The sequence below is a fragment of the Flavobacterium restrictum genome, assembly GCF_007097245.1.
In the GTDB taxonomy this organism is placed as follows: domain Bacteria; phylum Bacteroidota; class Bacteroidia; order Flavobacteriales; family Flavobacteriaceae; genus Flavobacterium; species Flavobacterium restrictum.
The window spans coordinates 283,815-300,667 of the sequence record NZ_VJZT01000001.1; the positions used below are offsets into that span (position 1 = coordinate 283,815).

12 protein-coding genes are annotated in these 16,853 nt (G+C 36.0%); 5 read left to right on the top strand and 7 right to left on the bottom strand.

Features of this window, described 5'->3' with window-relative positions:
• Positions 1 to 23: 23 nt before the first annotated feature.
• The gene (locus FNW21_RS01230; RefSeq protein WP_144254910.1) at positions 24 to 563 is read right to left on the bottom strand and encodes a DUF1697 domain-containing protein; all 540 of its coding nucleotides are present in this window, start codon (positions 561 to 563) and stop codon (positions 24 to 26) included.
• 30 nt (positions 564 to 593) lie between these two features.
• Positions 594 to 1,211, bottom strand: coding sequence for a hypothetical protein (locus FNW21_RS01235; protein WP_144254911.1), 618 nt, complete (start codon positions 1,209 to 1,211; stop codon positions 594 to 596).
• Between the two features lie 152 nt (positions 1,212 to 1,363).
• Here FNW21_RS01235 and recG point away from each other — a divergent pair, with 152 nt between their 5' ends.
• The 5 genes from recG to pheT all read left to right on the top strand — a co-directional run bounded on the left by recG (position 1,364) and on the right by pheT (position 11,823).
• Positions 1,364 to 3,472 (top strand): ATP-dependent DNA helicase RecG, encoded by a 2,109-nt coding sequence (gene recG / locus FNW21_RS01240; RefSeq protein WP_144254912.1) that lies wholly within the window; start codon positions 1,364 to 1,366, stop codon positions 3,470 to 3,472.
• Between the two features lie 152 nt (positions 3,473 to 3,624).
• Positions 3,625 to 4,692, top strand: a complete 1,068-nt coding sequence (locus tag FNW21_RS01245; RefSeq protein WP_144254913.1) for an efflux RND transporter periplasmic adaptor subunit — start codon at positions 3,625 to 3,627, stop codon at positions 4,690 to 4,692.
• A 131-nt stretch (positions 4,693 to 4,823) separates the two neighbouring features.
• The gene (locus FNW21_RS01250; RefSeq protein ID WP_144254914.1) at positions 4,824 to 7,919 is read left to right on the top strand and encodes an efflux RND transporter permease subunit; all 3,096 of its coding nucleotides are present in this window, start codon (positions 4,824 to 4,826) and stop codon (positions 7,917 to 7,919) included.
• Between the two features lie 56 nt (positions 7,920 to 7,975).
• Positions 7,976 to 9,286: a TolC family protein gene (locus FNW21_RS01255; RefSeq protein WP_144254915.1), complete on the top strand. Its 1,311-nt coding sequence runs from the start codon at positions 7,976 to 7,978 to the stop codon at positions 9,284 to 9,286.
• Between the two features lie 116 nt (positions 9,287 to 9,402).
• Positions 9,403 to 11,823 carry a phenylalanine--tRNA ligase subunit beta gene (gene pheT / locus FNW21_RS01260; protein WP_144254916.1) on the top strand — a complete coding sequence of 807 codons (2,421 nt, stop codon included), beginning with the start codon at positions 9,403 to 9,405 and terminating at the stop codon, positions 11,821 to 11,823.
• 81 nt (positions 11,824 to 11,904) lie between these two features.
• On the opposite strand, the gene FNW21_RS01265 is transcribed toward pheT, so the two are convergent.
• The 5 genes from FNW21_RS01265 to FNW21_RS01285 form a co-directional block, all read right to left on the bottom strand.
• A complete protein-coding gene (locus FNW21_RS01265) occupies positions 11,905 to 12,621 on the bottom strand; it encodes a response regulator transcription factor (RefSeq protein ID WP_144254917.1) in 717 nt (238 codons plus the stop codon).
• A 4-nt stretch (positions 12,622 to 12,625) separates the two neighbouring features.
• Complete coding sequence (locus tag FNW21_RS01270; protein WP_144254918.1) at positions 12,626 to 14,209, bottom strand: sensor histidine kinase; 1,584 nt, start codon at positions 14,207 to 14,209, stop codon at positions 12,626 to 12,628.
• A 64-nt stretch (positions 14,210 to 14,273) separates the two neighbouring features.
• The gene (gene coaE, locus FNW21_RS01275) at positions 14,274 to 14,864 is read right to left on the bottom strand and encodes a dephospho-CoA kinase (RefSeq protein ID WP_144254919.1); all 591 of its coding nucleotides are present in this window, start codon (positions 14,862 to 14,864) and stop codon (positions 14,274 to 14,276) included.
• 1 nt (position 14,865) lies between these two features.
• Positions 14,866 to 15,870, bottom strand: coding sequence for a glycosyltransferase (locus tag FNW21_RS01280; RefSeq protein ID WP_144254920.1), 1,005 nt, complete (start codon positions 15,868 to 15,870; stop codon positions 14,866 to 14,868).
• A gap of 111 nt (positions 15,871 to 15,981) precedes the next feature.
• Positions 15,982 to 16,788 carry an enoyl-ACP reductase FabI gene (locus FNW21_RS01285; RefSeq protein ID WP_144254921.1) on the bottom strand — a complete coding sequence of 269 codons (807 nt, stop codon included), beginning with the start codon at positions 16,786 to 16,788 and terminating at the stop codon, positions 15,982 to 15,984.
• Positions 16,789 to 16,853: the final 65 nt, after the last annotated feature.

A 16,853-nucleotide genomic window follows, 5' to 3' on the forward strand; every position in this document is an offset into this window, starting at 1 on the left:
TTTAGAAGGGTAACCACTGTTTTTTACTCGTACATTTTGAGCAACTGCGACACCGTATTCCAATTCCGAATGGTAGCCGTTACATTCAATTTCTTTTCGATATATTTTTGATCAAACCTTGTTTTTCCGGCACCTACAGCATATTTTATATAAATTCTACTGCCGTCAATACTGGCTTCATCAGGTTTGAATTGGCTAATTTTTAAGTCATTAATACTGTCGCTACGCAATACTACCGAGACAAAAGCCACATACAATTTCTTGAAATCTATATCTTTTTCTTTCAAAAAAGGGTTGTTTTTGAAACATATTTCTAAATCGGATTTACCAATAACCACAACGGGAACTTCGTGACCAAAAGCCTTGAAAATTTCCTGCTTTATGGTAAAAGCTACTGCGGCTGTACTTTCTTCCTCGGTGTCCACAAACACATTTCCAGATTGGATGTAGGTTTGCACGTTTTGAAAACCAATAGCTTCTAACGTGGTTTTCAAAGCGTCCATTTTAAGCATGTTGTGACCTGATACATTTATGCCACGAAGAAGGGCGAGATGGGTTGTCATAATTGGGTGTCTTTTAACTTTAAAATGGATTTATTTTTCATTTTTGAAAGTTAATTTATCAATGTTTTCAAAAAAATTAAGCGTTGTTCTAACTAAAATATCTCGGTATTCTGATAGGCATTCTGGACCGTTTTCAAACAACTCTGGAAAAAATTTCAGCACCAGTTCATGAAGTGTTTGATCAATTTCATCCCTAAACTGATCCATTTTAACATTTCTATTTATAAAATCAGGATTGGCGATTTTTTGGATTTCTTTAAAAGAATTTTGAACTTTTTCTGTATTAGATGGATTATTCACAATGCTGTCACACCATTCGTATTGTTGCGCTATGTAGGTAGGCGTTAACGCTTCGACATATCTCTTTAAATAAGGAGTTAAATCAAAATTTTCGGATTCCAAAATTTTAAAAACGGCAGTATGTTTGGGACCATATCCAGCAATACTAGATCTTATTTTTGTTAAATAATCAAAAGCCTGTTCATCAATTGTTTGGATAAATTGGGTTAATTTATCATAAGGAAGAATAACTGGCATTCGTGCTTCTGGTCGAGTTGCTGTTTTAAAAAAAATATGAATCATGGTAATGTCACTACCAATATCTTCTAGCATACTGTCAATTTTATATTGGGTAAGGATTGCTTTCATAATTATTCAGTTTTTATTCTTCAAATATAACAAATTCCAATTTATCCTATTTCCTATTTTCCAAACAAAAAACTATCTTCGCTCCATCAAATTAAAAATCCGTTTTTATCCGTGTCTTTACGGACTAAATCCGTCTCATCCGTGTTCGAACTATGCAGCAAAACCTTTTAGATACTCCCATAGAATACCTCAAAGGCGTTGGTCCCAATCGAGGTACATTGTTGCGAAAGGAGCTGGGAATTTTTAAGTATAGGGATTTAGTTAATTTTTTCCCCAATCGGTATATCGATCGAACACGGTATTACAAAATTAATGAACTGCAAGAAACCGCCTCCGAAGTTCAAATTATTGGCAAAATTAGCAACATCAAAACCGTGGAATTTGGTCGCAACCAAAAGCGATTAGTAGCCACATTTGTAGATGATACGGGACAAATGGATCTCAACTGGTTTCAAGGACACAAATGGATTAAAGAAAGTTTGAAACTCAATGAAGTGTGTGTCGTTTTTGGAAAATGTGCCCAATATGGCAACCAATTTAGCATGGCACATCCCGAAATTGAGTTGTTAAGCGAACACGAAAAAAGCCTTCGTTCCGCCATGCAACCCGTGTATCCCTCGACCGAAACCCTAACCAATCGCGGAATTACCAATCGGGTGGTGAACAAAATGATGCAGCAATTGTTTCAGGAAACGCAGGCTCTTTTTAGCGAAACGTTACCGGAATATTTGACGACAGAACTGAAACTGATTCCAAAAAACGCAGCATTATTCAACATTCATTTCCCCAAAAGTGCCGAAATATTGGCGAAAGCACAATTCCGATTAAAGTTTGAAGAATTATTCTACATTCAGTTGCAATTAATAACTAAAAATCTCATTCGGAAACACAAAATTAAGGGTCATCCGTTTACGAAAGTAGGCGAATTATTCAATAATTTTTATCAAAATCACTTGCCTTTTGAACTTACCAATGCTCAAAAAAGAGTGATTAAAGAAATCCGAACTGATATGGGGAGCAATGCCCAAATGAACCGTTTGCTGCAAGGTGATGTCGGGTCTGGCAAAACAATTGTGGCGTTTATGAGCATGCTTTTGGCACTCGATAATGGTTTTCAGGCGTGCTTGATGGCACCTACCGAAATCTTGGCAAATCAGCATTTTATAGGGCTTTCGGAATTTGCTAACACCTTGAATATAAACATAAAAATACTAACTGGTTCGAGTAAAATTGCGGCTAGACGAATCATTCATGAAGAGCTAGAAAATGGTTCTTTGCAAATTTTAATTGGCACGCATGCTTTGCTAGAAGATAAAGTGAAATTTCAAAATTTGGGTTTGGCGGTGATTGATGAACAACATCGTTTTGGTGTGGAGCAACGGGCTAAACTTTGGAAAAAAAACACCATTCCTCCGCACGTTTTGGTCATGACGGCAACGCCTATTCCTAGAACTTTGGCGATGAGTTTGTACGGTGATTTAGACATTTCGGTGATTGATGAATTGCCTCCGGGACGAAAACCCATTCAAACCGTGCATCGTTTTGACTCCAACCGATTGAAAGTGTGGAAATTCATTCGAGACGAAATCGCATTGGGACGCCAAATTTACATCGTTTATCCGCTGATTCAAGAGTCGGAAAAAATGGATTTTAAGGATCTAATGGACGGTTACGAAAGTATTTCTCGTGATTTCCCGTTGCCACAGTATGCTATTTCTATCCTTCACGGAAAAATGAAACCCGCTGATAAAGATGCTGAAATGAAGCGTTTCTCCGAAGGAAAAACCAACATTATGGTCGCCACAACCGTTATAGAAGTGGGTGTCAATGTGCCTAATGCGAGTGTCATGATTATAGAAAGTGCGGAGCGTTTTGGGCTCTCGCAACTCCATCAATTGCGAGGTCGTGTGGGTCGTGGTGCGGATCAAAGTTATTGCATTTTGATGACTTCCTACAAATTATCGAGCGATAGCAAAACCCGTATGGAAACAATGGTGAGTACCAATGATGGTTTCGAAATTGCCGAAGTCGACTTGAAACTCCGTGGCCCAGGCGACCTGATGGGAACCCAGCAAAGTGGTGTTTTGAATCTTCAAATTGCTGATATTGTAAGGGATAGAGACATTTTGCTTTTGGCTCGAAATTATGCTATTCAAATTCTAAAAGACGATGCGCCCATGCAAAAACCTGAAAACGCCATTCTAAAAGCCGTTTTTATCGAAATGACCAAGAAAAAAAACATTTGGAATTATATTAGTTAGTTTTAACATAAAATATTGATTTAAAGCACTTTCATTTCTTTTATATCACAATAGTAAATTACTATCCGAATTAACTATTTTTAAAATCCAAAATCCTAACTTTGCTTATTGTGTTGAAATGACACATTATTAATGCTTTTATATTAAAAAAAATGAAAATAAAACACCTCGTTTATACTTTATTACTAATTGGTATTGGCAGTTTCATAGCCTACAGAGTTGTAGCTAATAAAACCAAAAATGAAGATCCAAAGGATAAAGATGGAAAAGAAAAACCAATGACCGTAACTGGTATTGTTGTCAAATCACAAACTTTTGACAATACGCTTTCGCTTTCTGGTTCGATTGAAGCCAATGAACAAGTTGAAATTCGCTCCGAAATTTCGGGGATTGTTGAAGGCATTTATTTTCAAGAAGGAAGCACCGTTGCAAAAGGACAAGTACTCTTTAAAGTAAATGATATTGAGTTAAAAGCCCAATTGATTCAAGCCAAAACCAAAGAAGGATTAGCAGGCGAAAACGAACGTAGAGCCAAATTATTACTTCAAAAAGAAGCCATTAGTCAAGAAGAATATGATGTTGCCAGAGCCGATTACAAATCAGCGCAAGCTCAAAGCCAACTGATTAATGCTCAAATATATAAAACATCCGTTCGAGCTCCGTTTTCGGGAAAAATTGGATTGCGAGCTATTTCGCCCGGAACCTACATCACTCCTAGCCTTTTGGTAGCCAAATTGGTTAATGTAAATCAATTAAAAATCACTTTTTCGATTCCCGAAAAATACGCTTCCCAGGTTAAAACCAACGTGAATTTGAGTTTTACTGTTGCAGGAACTACGGATACGTACACCGCCAAAGTCTACGCCATAGAGCCCGAAGTAGCAGTTGCAACACGAACATTACAAGTTCGAGCCATTGCCCAAAACAGTAACGGAAAATTATTGCCAGGTACATTTGCCAATGTGGTATTGCCGCTCGACATCATCAAAAACGCCATTGTGGTGCCTACCGAAGCCATTATTCCAGTACAAAATGGCAAGAAAGTTTTTGTTGCCAATAACGGAATGGCCAAAGAAATTATGGTAGCAACCGCAACGCGAACAGACGCTTCTATACTTGTCCTTTCGGGTTTAAAAGTGGGCGACACGGTATTAACGAGCGGTGTTATGGCGCTAAAAAATGAAACTCCCATTAAAGTCATTTTAAAAACAGAAAAATAGATTCTTTAAGTACTAAAGTTGCACAAGCAACAAAAAACACTTCACGGAACCACTAAATACTTCAAAAAACGGATACCGATTCGTTACGAAATTAAAAATCAGAAGTCAAGAATCAGAAATCTAAAATCTCCATGAGTTTATCCACTTTAAGCATAAAAAGACCCGTACTTACAATTGTATTGAACTTAACTATCATTCTATTTGGTGTTATTGGGTACAGTTTTCTTGGTGTTAGGGAATTTCCCTCGATAGATCCCGCTCAAATATCGGTTCGTACCAATTATACAGGCGCCAATTCGGATATTATTGAATCCCAAATTACCGAGCCACTCGAAAAAGCCATCAATTCCATCGACGGAATTCGGAACGTGACTTCCTCTAGTATTCAAGGAAGTAGCAATATTACGGTAGAATTTAATTTGGATAAAAACCTAGAAGAAGTAGCTAATGATGTGCGGGACAAAGTGTCACAGGCTGTTAGGAGTTTGCCCCAAGATATTGATGCACCTCCAGTGGTTTCCAAGGCCGATGCCAATGGCGAAGCGATAATTTCGATGACTGTTCAAAGTGATTCTCGAAGCGCATTAGAATTAAGTGATTATGCCGAAAACGTAATTTCACAACGATTAGAAACCATTCCGGGTGTAAGTGGCGTTCAAATTTGGGGACAAAAACGGTATGCGATGCGATTATGGATTGATCCCGTAAAATTAGCGTCATATGGTTGTACTGTTTCCGAGGTTCGGGACGCACTCAACAAACAAAATGTCGAGTTACCATCGGGGAAACTTACGGGTGACAACACCGAGCTGACCGTAAAAACAGTTGGTAATCTATCAACTCCAGCCGAATTCAACAATATTATCATCCGTTCCGAGGGTGAAAAAATAGTCCGTTTGAGCGATATTGGTTCGGCTACTTTGGGTGCCGAAAATCTGGAAACCAAAATGAGTCAATCGGGATTACCGCTTGTTGGAGTTGCGATTGTGCCTTTGCCGGGAGCGAATTATTTGGATATTTCAAAAGCTTTTTACAAACAATTTGACGCCTTAAAAAAGGATTTACCCAAGGATATCAAACTCAATATTGTTATCGATAGTACTATTTTTGTCAAACAATCCGTTATCGAAGTGGCCGAAACATTAGGAATTTCAATACTTTTGGTAGTCTTGATTATATATCTTTTCTTTAGAGATTGGGCTATTGCTTTTAGACCTTTAATAGACATTCCGGTTTCGTTAATTGCTACTTTTTTTATCATGTGGCTTTTTGGATTTTCGATCAATGTATTGACTTTACTGGCTATTGTACTGGCAACAGGTCTAGTTGTAGATGACGGAATTGTAGTAACCGAGAATATTTTTAAGAAAGTAGAAGAAGGTATGTCGCCTATAGAAGCGGCTATAAAAGGGTCTAACGAAATCTTTTTTGCAGTAATATCCATATCAATAACGCTGGCTGCGGTGTTCTTACCGGTGATTTTTCTAGAAGGCTTTGTCGGGCGGTTGTTTCGGGAATTTGGTGTCGTTATAGGTGCGGCAGTTTTGATTTCGGCATTTGTATCCTTGACGTTGACCCCTATGCTAAATGCTTATTTAATGAAAGGTGGTGTTCAAAAAAAATCAAAATTTTACAATCTAACCGAACCGTATTTCCAAAAATTAAATAGCACGTATGCCGCTTCTTTACAAAAATTTATGAAGCGAAAATGGGTTAGTTTCCCCATTTTAATTGCTTGTTTTGGATTGATTTACCTGTTTTTTAACCTTTTGAAAAAAGAAACGGCTCCCTATGATGACCGCAGTGCATTGGTAATGAGCATGACCACTGCTGAAGGGGCAACTTATGAATACACGGATCGATTCATGCAGGAAATTTCGAGATTAGTAGATGATTCTATCCCCGAAAAAAAGGTAGCGTTGATTATCACTTCGCCTGGTTTTGGGGCGTCAACCGTTAATAGCGGTAGAGTGCGAATTGCTTTGGTCGATCCTTCACAACGAAAAATGAAGCAAAAAGACATCGCCGAAAAACTCACCAAACTTACCAAAAAATATTCTCAAGCAAAAACTGCCGTTACAGAGCAACCGACAATTGCAGTAAACAGGCGTGGTGGTTTGCCTATTCAATACATTATTCAGGCTCCAAACTTCAAGAAACTACAAGAGAAAATTCCATTATTTATGGATGAGGCGGCAAAAAGTGATGTTTTCTCGGTTACGGATGTGAATCTAAAATTCAATAAACCTGAAATAAATGTAACAATCGATCGAGAAAAAGCCGAAAGTCTGGGCATATCGGTGATTGATATTGCGCAAACCTTACAGTTATCGTTAAGCGGACAGCGTTTTGGGTATTTTATTAAAAACGGAAAACAATACCAAGTAATTGGGCAGTTTGACCAAAAAGATCGCTCGAAACCATTGGATTTAACGTCGATGTTTGTCAAAAACAGCAAAGGCGAACTCATCCAGATGGATAATGTCGTGACCGTTGAAGAGCAAAGTAATCCACCGCAATTGTATCATAATAATAGGTATATGTCGGCAACGGTTTCGGCAGGTCTGGCTCCAGGCAAAAGTATTTCGGACGGAATTGATGCTATGAATGGCATAAAAGCCAAAATTTTGGACGACTCCTTTACAACCGATTTAGGAGGAGAATCCAGAGATTTTGTCGAGAGTAGTTCCAATACTAGTTTCGCCTTTGGACTGGCGTTATTGTTGATATTCTTAATCCTTTCGGCACAATTTGAGAGCTTTGTAGATCCTTTTATCATCATTTTGACCGTGCCAATGGCGGTGGCTGGAGCTTTATTTTCGTTATGGTTATTCGACCAAAGTTGGAATATTTTTAGCCAAATTGGAACCGTGATGCTCATTGGTTTAGTGACCAAAAACGGGATTCTAATCGTAGAATTTGCCAACCAATTACGAGAACAAGGCAAACCAAAACTCGAAGCCATACTTGAAGCTTCGGAAGCTAGATTACGTCCTATTTTAATGACGAGTTTGGCCATTTCGCTGGGAGCATTGCCTATAGCATTGTCACTTGGAGCGGCTTCGACAAGTAGAATTGGGATGGGAGTTGTAATTGTGGGCGGCACCATTTTTTCTTTAGTTTTGACCTTATTTGTTATTCCTGCACTCTATTTGATGTGGTCTAAAGCTAGAAAACACTACCCAGAATTTGATCATATCGACGAATATGAAAAAGCGAATCATTAATACAAATGCTACTAAATTAGATTTTTTTAAAATTAAATTCGGATAAAAAACAATATATGAAGTGTAAAATAGTCGTTCAAAGTCTACTGCTATTCTTTTTTTGCATGGCCAAAAGCAATGCGCAAGAAGTTTTAACGGTTGAAGATGCCGTAAAAATAGCATTAGAAAACAATTACGAAATCAAAATCGCTACAAATAATTTGAATATCGATAAAACCAATGTAACTTCAGGAAACGCTGGAATGTTGCCCAAAGCAACCGCTACAATTGTAGATGCCAATGGGATTCAGAAAATAGAACAAACGAAATCAGACGGTACGGTAACTTCCTTGAACAATGCCAAAAACAATAGTCTGAATTATGGCGTTGGATTGGATTGGACAATTTTTGACGGGTTCAAAATGTTTGCTAAATTAGAGCAGTTAAAAGAGTTGCAAAAACTAGGAGAAGCCAATCTCAAATTAACCATTTTGACCAAGATTGGTGACGTAACCTCGACCTATTATGACTTGGCACAGCAACAACAACAATTGATCGCTCTGGACAGCACTATCATAATTTCAAAACAACGATTAACCTTGGCGCAAAACCGATTTACGATAGGAAAAGCGTCCAAATTAGAAGTGTTGAATGCCCAAGTCGATTTGAATACCGATAAAGTTACGCTCTTGCGACAAAAGGAAGTCTACGCCAATACCAAGATTTTACTCAATGAAATTTTGGCTCGACCAACTCAAACAGATTTTAAAGTTATTGATGCAATAAAAATAGACAACTCCTTATTATTAAATGAACTAACCGTATTGTCCGAAAAACAAAATCCTGCATTAGAAGCACAAATTATCAACAAAAGAGTAGCCGAATTGCAGTTGAAACAAATAAAAGGAACCCGATATCCAACCGTAAAAGTAACTAGTGGCTACAATTTTGCCAACACCGAGTCGAGTTTAGGATTTACCACACAATCATCCTCACATGGCTTGAATTATGGGTTTAGTGCTGCGTTGAACCTATTTGATGGTTTCAATCAAAATCGAACCGAAAAAATAGCTGCTATTCAAATAGAAAATTCAAAAATTGTATTTGTTCAGCAACTTTTGGCTTTACATACACAATTAGCAACAGCTTTTCAAACCTATTTAACCAATTTAGAACTCATCGATTTAGAGCAAAATAACGAATTGATTGCCAAGCAAAATTTGAGTATTACCATTGATAAATTGCGTATTGGGACTATAACTACACTTGAATTTCGAGCTGCGCAACTCAATTATGTAAATGCCAAAGTACGCAACAGCAATGCGCATTTTCAGGCCAAATTATCTGAAATTGCATTAAAAGAATTGGCTGGAAATCTTACTTTTTAATTTTTTTTTAATGAATTAATTTAAAGTTTTGTTTGACTACCATTATAATTATACACCACTCCAATTGCCTTTTTCTCTTATAATACCTATATTTGCATTCTCGAAAAAAATAGATAATGAAAATATCATACAACTGGTTAAAACAATTCATAAAAATTGATTGGAAATCCGATGAAACGGCTGCTTTACTTACCGATTTAGGTCTTGAAGTAGAGATTGTTGAAAAATACCAATCGGTAAAAGGAGGTTTAGAAGGAATTGTTGTTGGACACGTTCTTACTAGTATTCCACACCCAGATGCTGACCGATTAAAAATTACAACCGTAGATTTAGGAGACGGAATTCCTGTTCAAATTGTATGTGGCGCTGCCAATGTTGCTGCGGGACAAAAAGTACCTGTGGCTACCTTAGGAACTGTGTTATATGATAAAGAAGGAACTGCTTTTACTATAAAAAAAGGGAAAATTCGCGGACAAGAAAGTCACGGAATGATTTGTGCCGAAGATGAATTAGGTCTTGGACAAAGCCACGATGGGATTATGATTCTTGACAATGCTTTGCTGCCAGGAACCAAAGCTGCTACTGTTTTCAAAATCGAAAATGACGAAGTTTTTGAAATTGGATTGACACCCAATCGTGCCGATGCCATGAGTCATTTAGGCACAGCTCGCGATTTAAGAGCTGGATTAATACAAAGTGGCGTAAACGTGGAATTAATTACACCATCAGTAAGTAATTTTAGAGTCGATAAACGAACATTAAAAATTGATATTAATGTCAAAGATATCAAGTTAGCGCCAAGATATTGTGGTGTGACCATTTCAGGAATTACGGTAAAACCTTCGCCAGAATGGCTGCAAAATAGATTAAAAGCTATTGGCATTAATCCCAAAAATAATATCGTAGATGTCACTAATTATGTTTTGCATGATTTAGGACAACCACTACATGCGTTTGATGCGTCCAAAATAAATGGAAAAATCATTGTACAAACGCTTCCCGCGGGGACAAAATTCATCACCTTGGATGATGTAGAGCGAACCCTACACGAAGAAGATTTAATGATTTGTGACGAAAAAGGTCCTTTGTGTATTGCAGGCGTTTTTGGTGGTAAAAATTCAGGCGTTTCAGAAACTACCAATAGTATTTTCCTAGAAAGTGCGTATTTCAATCCCGTAAGCATTAGAAAAACAGCCAAAAGACACCAATTAAACACCGATGCTTCGTTCCGTTTTGAAAGAGGAATTGACCCCACTATTACGGAATATGCGCTAAAACGGGCCGCGCTTTTAATTCAAGAAGTGGCTGGAGGCGAAATCACATCAGATGTTATTAATGTGTACCAAAAGAAAATTGAAGATTTTCCAGTGTTTCTTAACTTTAATAAAGTTGCTAAAATCATTGGACAAGAATTACCAAAAGATATTATCAAAAAAATCCTGGCTTCATTAGAAATTAAAATTAACAGCGTTTCGGATGCTGGTTTGGGACTAACAATTCCTGCCTACCGTGTAGATGTGCAACGCGAAATTGATGTGATCGAAGAAATTCTTCGTGTCTATGGATACAACAACATTAGTTTTTCTAAAAAATTAAATGCTACCGTTTCTAATTCGCCTAGAAATGAAGATTATAAAGTTCAAAATAGTATTGCCACCCAATTGAATTCGCAAGGTTTTAATGAAATGATGGCCAACTCATTGACGACTGCTTCTTACATTCAATTGTCTGATTTTTTGAAAGAGGAACACAATGTAACCATGCTCAATCCATTAAGTGCTGATTTGGCTACCATGCGTCAATCCTTGTTATTTTCGGGTTTAGAAGCTATTTCATACAACATCAATCGCCGAAATGCCGATTTGAAGTTATTTGAATTTGGAAAATCTTATCATAATTTCGAAACGGGTTACGAAGAACAAAAGCATTTAACTTTGTTTCAAACTGGAAACAAAAACCAAGAAAGCTGGGCAAGTGTTCAAAAACCATCTGATTTCTTTTTGTTCAAAGGATTTGTCGATGGAATTTTGTTGCGTTTAGGCATTCAAAAAACACAAAGTAAACCCGTAACCACCGATGTGTTTTCAGAAGGAATAGCATTAGCTTTGGGAGACGATGTTTTAGTGGAATTTGGTGTTGTTAAAAAAGTGATACTAAAACATTTTGGTATTAAACAAGAAGTGTTTTTTGCCGATTTTAATTGGGCACTGATTTTAAAAGTAATGTCAAGCAAAATTAAATTTACTGAAATTCCTAAATACCCTGAAGTACGCAGAGATTTAGCCTTACTTATTGATCAATCCACCACCTATGATAGCATTTATACGATTGCTAGACAAACAGAAAAATCGTTGTTAAAATCGATTCAACTTTTTGATGTATACGAGGGTGCTAATCTCCCTGAAGGAAAAAAATCATACGCTTTGAGCTTCATTATTCAAGACAATTCAAAAACATTGGAAGATGTTCAAATTGATAAAATAATGAACAAATTACAAATGAATTTTGAGAAAGAATTGGGCGCTACCTTGCGTTAATCGGCAACCAATACTACTTTTCATCGCACAAAAAAGAGGCTTCAATTTACTTGAAGCCTCTTTTTTATTATATTTATCTCACTATGAAATAACTTTGTTTTTGACAACTAATCTAAAACCTTCTCCGTGAATGTTAAGAATTTCAACATCCTCATCTGGTTTTAGGTATTTTCTCAATTTAGCAATATACACATCCATACTTCTAGAAGTAAAGTAGTTGTCGTCTCTCCAAATTTTTGTTAAGGCTAACTCTCTTGGCATTAAATCATTTTCATGAAGAATCAACATTTTTAGCAATTCATTTTCTTTTGGCGATAATTTAATCGGCTCTTCATCACTAAACGTTAAAAAACGAAGTTTTGAATTCAAATGAAATTTACCGATGTTAAATTCAAATTGTACTTGCTCTGTTTTAACATCAGATGATTTTCTTTGAATAATGGCTTTTATTTTCATCAATAAAACTTCCGAATCAAAAGGCTTGTTCAAATAATCATCGGCTCCAGCTTTGTATCCTTTTATTACATCTTCTTTCATCGATTTTGCAGTAAGGAAAATAATAGGCACTTCGCTGTTTTTTTCGCGTATTTCTTTTGCCAAAGTGTACCCGTCTTTATACGGCATCATGACATCAAGAATACACAAATCGTACGAATCTTTTTTGAACTTCTCAAATCCTTCCATTCCATTTTTGGCCAAAACAACGTCAAAGTCATTTAGCATTAAATAATCTTTTAATACGGCTCCAAAATTAAGGTCGTCTTCTACTAAAAGAATTTTTTTATTTACATTTTCCATTTTGCTAATTTATTAGTGGTATTTTTATTATGAAGGTACTTCCTTTTCCTTTTTCACTTTCTACGTAAACTTGACCGTTATGATCGTCTACAATTCGTTTTACATAAGCCAAACCTAAACCATGCCCTTTAACGTTATGCAAATCTCCAGTATGCTCTCTATAAAACTTTTCGAAGATTCTTTTTTGAGCTACTTTGCTCATTCCTAAACCATTATCTTTTATTTTAATAAGTACCATATCCTTGATATTTTCGGTATAAATATCAATTTTTGGGGTTTCAGGCGAATATTTTATAGCATTTTCTAGAATGTTTACAATTACGTTTGTAAAATGAACATCATTCAATAAAACGGTGGTTCTAGTGGCATCAAAATGCAAATCTATGGTGCCGTCTCTGTCTTCTAAAATCAAATTTACATGCTCAATTGCGTCTTCAATTACTTCCTCTACATTACTCGATTCTTTGATAATGTCCAGCTCTTTTCGTTCTAATTTAGAAATTCGCAACACGTTTTCTACTTGAGCGTGCATCCGCTTATTTTCATCCCGAATCATTTCTAGGTACTTGAATACCTTTTCTTTATCATCAATTATTTTTGGATTTCTAATGGCGTCCAAAGCTAAATTTATGGTGGCAATAGGCGTTTTAAACTCATGCGTCATGTTATTAATGAAATCCGTTTTGATTTCAGAAATTTGGCGTTGTCGTATCAATTGATTCAATGCGCTTGTGTAAGCAATAATGATAATCAATGTAAAAATGATAGAAAGAATGGTAATACTGACCAATTCCGATAACAAAAACTTCTTTTTATGAGGGAAAGTAACCAATAATTTATACTTATCATTTCCTTCATTATCAGTAAAAATAGGAATGGAATACGTAGCTTCTTTATCATATTTAAAATCCGAAGATTTTATTTTTGTTGCCAATCCATTACTGTAAATCCCAAATTCAAATTTGGTGTTTACACCATTTTCTTCTAATTCTTTCTTAATTAGCTTTCGCAAAACATCATTAGAAACTCTTTCATCTATTGGCATTGCCGAAGCAATATCTTTATACGAAATTTCGAACTGCGCATCATCCAAAACATCTAAACTACCTGATTTTTCTATTTTAACATCAGGAATTAAACTTTGTTGCAATCCTGAATTATCAATTTCATTGTTGTTGTAAATTTCAGTAACTCGTCGTGAATTGAAACTTTTAAATTTTAAATCATCTTCTTTATTATTAGAAAAGGAAGGTTTTAGTTTGTAATCCTCTGAATTTAATATATTTGAATAAACAATAGTTTTATTGGTTTTAATATTTTTTTGAACCAAAGAAAACTGCATGATATCCTCTTTTTGAGGTGTTTTACCTGTGCTATCTTTTAATTTATTGAAATTGTCATAAAAGCGATATGCTTCTTGATGTTCTAAATTTTCGGCTACATTGCCAATGACTTGTTTTACGTGAAATTTGAATTGTTCGTCGTTGTTCTTAAACGAAGTATCAAACCAGTACACCTGAACTAGAATGATTCCGATTAAGGACAAACTCATTAATAAAACTAATAACCTAAAAAACAATTTATTCATGCAACAAATTTAACATTTTAACAATATACTAAATAATACATTAACCAAATATTAACATTTTTACCTAGTTTTGTTTAATCTTTAAAAAATTAAGAATTTTAACAATTTTTGATTTAGTCGTTTTCAGGGAAGTATTTTGTATCACAAAATCGCTTTTTGCAATGCGTTCGGCATCGCTCCATTGCATTGTCATGCGCTTTAAAACAGCTTCTCTTGTGGTGTTATCTCTAGTAATAACACGAAGAATCCTAGCTTCTACAGGTGCTGTAACAGTAATTACACAATCACAATTTTTATAATTTCCACTTTCAAAAAGTATTGCCGCTTCATAAATGACAAAAGAATCCTCTTTATGCTCTAAAAGCCAAGCTTCAAAATGTTGTCGAACTGCTGGATGAACAATGGCATTTAGGGCAGCTAACTTTTGGGCATCGTTAAACACTATTGCTGCTAATTTTTGACGGTTCAAAATAAATCCGTCAAATGCCGCGTCGCCAAAAGTAGTTCGAATCGCATTTAGTACTGCTTTCGACTCCATTAGGATTCGGGCTTCATCATCGGCAATGTAAATAGGGATTCCTAATTCCTGAAAATAATGAGCAACAGTGGTTTTTCCACTTCCAATTCCGCCTGTTAAACCAATAATTTTTGTCATGTTACATTTTGAAAAACAGTTCTGGGAATGCTTCTTGTGGTTTTTGTTTCAAAATTATTATTTTAAAATAAGACTTCAGGAAACCCGTTCCGTAACCATAAAATTGTTTCCAAACAGCGATTACCGATAAGTAACCAATTTTTACACTTTTATTTTGAAAAGAAGATACCGAAAATAAAAGGATAAAATAAAGAAAATACAACTGTAAGAAAAAATCAAATTTTTGACTGAATAGGTATAAAAAAATGGAAATACCAAATCCTACAATAAAAACCGATGGGAAAAAGAAGGTCAGCTTGTTGTGTTGCGGATACCAACTATTAAGGATTGGTCGTGCTTTTCCAAATTTATGAACTTGAATCGAGAATTTACCCCAATCAATACGACGTTTATGATAAACGAAGGCAGGAGTAAAAAGTTTGGTTTCATACCCTAAATTCCACAATCGAATGGACAAATCAGGATCTTCGCCAGGATGAATATTCCCAAAACCATTAGACGCTTCAAATGCTTTTCGGGACAATCCCATATTAAAACTTCGGGGTTGAAATTTATCTATTTTCTCCGATCCACCACGTATTCCTCCTGTTGTCAAGAAGGATGTCATAGCAAAATTAATTGCTTTTTGAACCTCCGAAAAACTATCCAATGCTTTATCTGGCCCGCCAAAACAATCCACATAATTTTGATTCAATGCCGCATCAACGGCTACTAAATAGTCTTTTGGAATGATACAATCCGAATCGAATATGATAAAATAATTTCCTCTTGCTCTACGCATTCCGTAATTTCTAGAATCGCCAGGCCCTGAATTTTCTTTGTAGTAATACGAAATATTTAATTGGTTGGCGTATTTTTCTAGAACATCTTGGCACTTTACCGTTGATCCATCTTCAATAATTACTATTTCAAAAATCTCATCATAAGTAGTTTCAGATAAACTTTGCAACAGTTCATCAACTTCATCAGGGCGATTGTAAACAGGAATAATCAGAGAAAAAAACATACGATAACGGCTAGAATTAAAAGGATTGCAAAGGTACTATTTATCTCTAAAAAACCAGCAACTATATATCATGGTTTTAAAATTATATCCTTTTTAGGAGTAGTTTGGGTATTATTCGAACATTTCCATTACCTGTTGGCTTACCCCCATATTAGAGAAACCGCCATCGTGATATAAATTTTGCAAGGTGACTTTTCGAGTCAAATCCGAAAACATAGCTACTGTGTAATTGGCACAATCCAAAGCTGTTGCATTGCCCAAAGGTGCCATTTTCTCTGAAAAAGCTATAAATTCTTCAAACCCTTTCACACCTTGTCCCGCACGTGTGGCTGTGGGTGATTGCGAAATAGTATTGACACGGACGTTATAATCTCTTCCAAAAAAATAACCAAAACTTCGAGCAACGGATTCTAAATAGGCTTTATTATCGGCCATATCATTGTAATCTGGAAATACGCGCTGGGCAGCCATGTAGGACAATGCAATTATGCTTCCCCACTCGTTCATAGCCTGCTTTTTGTACAAAACTTGCAATACTTTATGAAACGAAAGCGCGGATACATTCCAACCTTTCTCCGTATAGTCATAATCCTGATTGGTATAATGATTGCCTTTTCTCACATTTACGGACATCCCAATAGAATGCAAGACAAAATCAATTTTCCCTCCCAAAATTGCGGTGGCTTGCTCCACTAGATTTTCTAAATCAGTGACTAGAGTAGCATCGGCAGGGATAATTTGTGAGTTTGTTTTTTGAGCTAATTCGGTAATATTCCCCAATCGGATAGATGCGGGCGCATTCGTTAATACAAATGTTCCGCCCTCCTCATGAACCCGTTCTGCTGTTTTCCATGCGATAGAATTCTCGTCTAATGCGCCAAAAATAATTCCCCTTTTTCCTTTTAATAAATGATACATAGTACAATTTTATGCTGTTGTTTTTTATAAAACTCTAAATGACTCAAAACCAAAAGATGCATCTG

Coding starts and splice junctions, on each gene's coding strand:
- FNW21_RS01230 (WP_144254910.1), bottom strand. CDS start 563: ATGACAACCCATCTCGCCCTTCTTCGTGGCATAAATGTATCAGGTCAC.
- FNW21_RS01235 (WP_144254911.1), bottom strand. CDS start 1,211: ATGAAAGCAATCCTTACCCAATATAAAATTGACAGTATGCTAGAAGAT.
- recG (WP_144254912.1), top strand. CDS start 1,364: ATGCAGCAAAACCTTTTAGATACTCCCATAGAATACCTCAAAGGCGTT.
- FNW21_RS01245 (WP_144254913.1), top strand. CDS start 3,625: ATGAAAATAAAACACCTCGTTTATACTTTATTACTAATTGGTATTGGC.
- FNW21_RS01250 (WP_144254914.1), top strand. CDS start 4,824: ATGAGTTTATCCACTTTAAGCATAAAAAGACCCGTACTTACAATTGTA.
- FNW21_RS01255 (WP_144254915.1), top strand. CDS start 7,976: ATGAAGTGTAAAATAGTCGTTCAAAGTCTACTGCTATTCTTTTTTTGC.
- pheT (WP_144254916.1), top strand. CDS start 9,403: ATGAAAATATCATACAACTGGTTAAAACAATTCATAAAAATTGATTGG.
- FNW21_RS01265 (WP_144254917.1), bottom strand. CDS start 12,621: ATGGAAAATGTAAATAAAAAAATTCTTTTAGTAGAAGACGACCTTAAT.
- FNW21_RS01270 (WP_144254918.1), bottom strand. CDS start 14,209: ATGAATAAATTGTTTTTTAGGTTATTAGTTTTATTAATGAGTTTGTCC.
- coaE (WP_144254919.1), bottom strand. CDS start 14,864: ATGACAAAAATTATTGGTTTAACAGGCGGAATTGGAAGTGGAAAAACC.
- FNW21_RS01280 (WP_144254920.1), bottom strand. CDS start 15,870: ATGTTTTTTTCTCTGATTATTCCTGTTTACAATCGCCCTGATGAAGTT.
- FNW21_RS01285 (WP_144254921.1), bottom strand. CDS start 16,788: ATGTATCATTTATTAAAAGGAAAAAGGGGAATTATTTTTGGCGCATTA.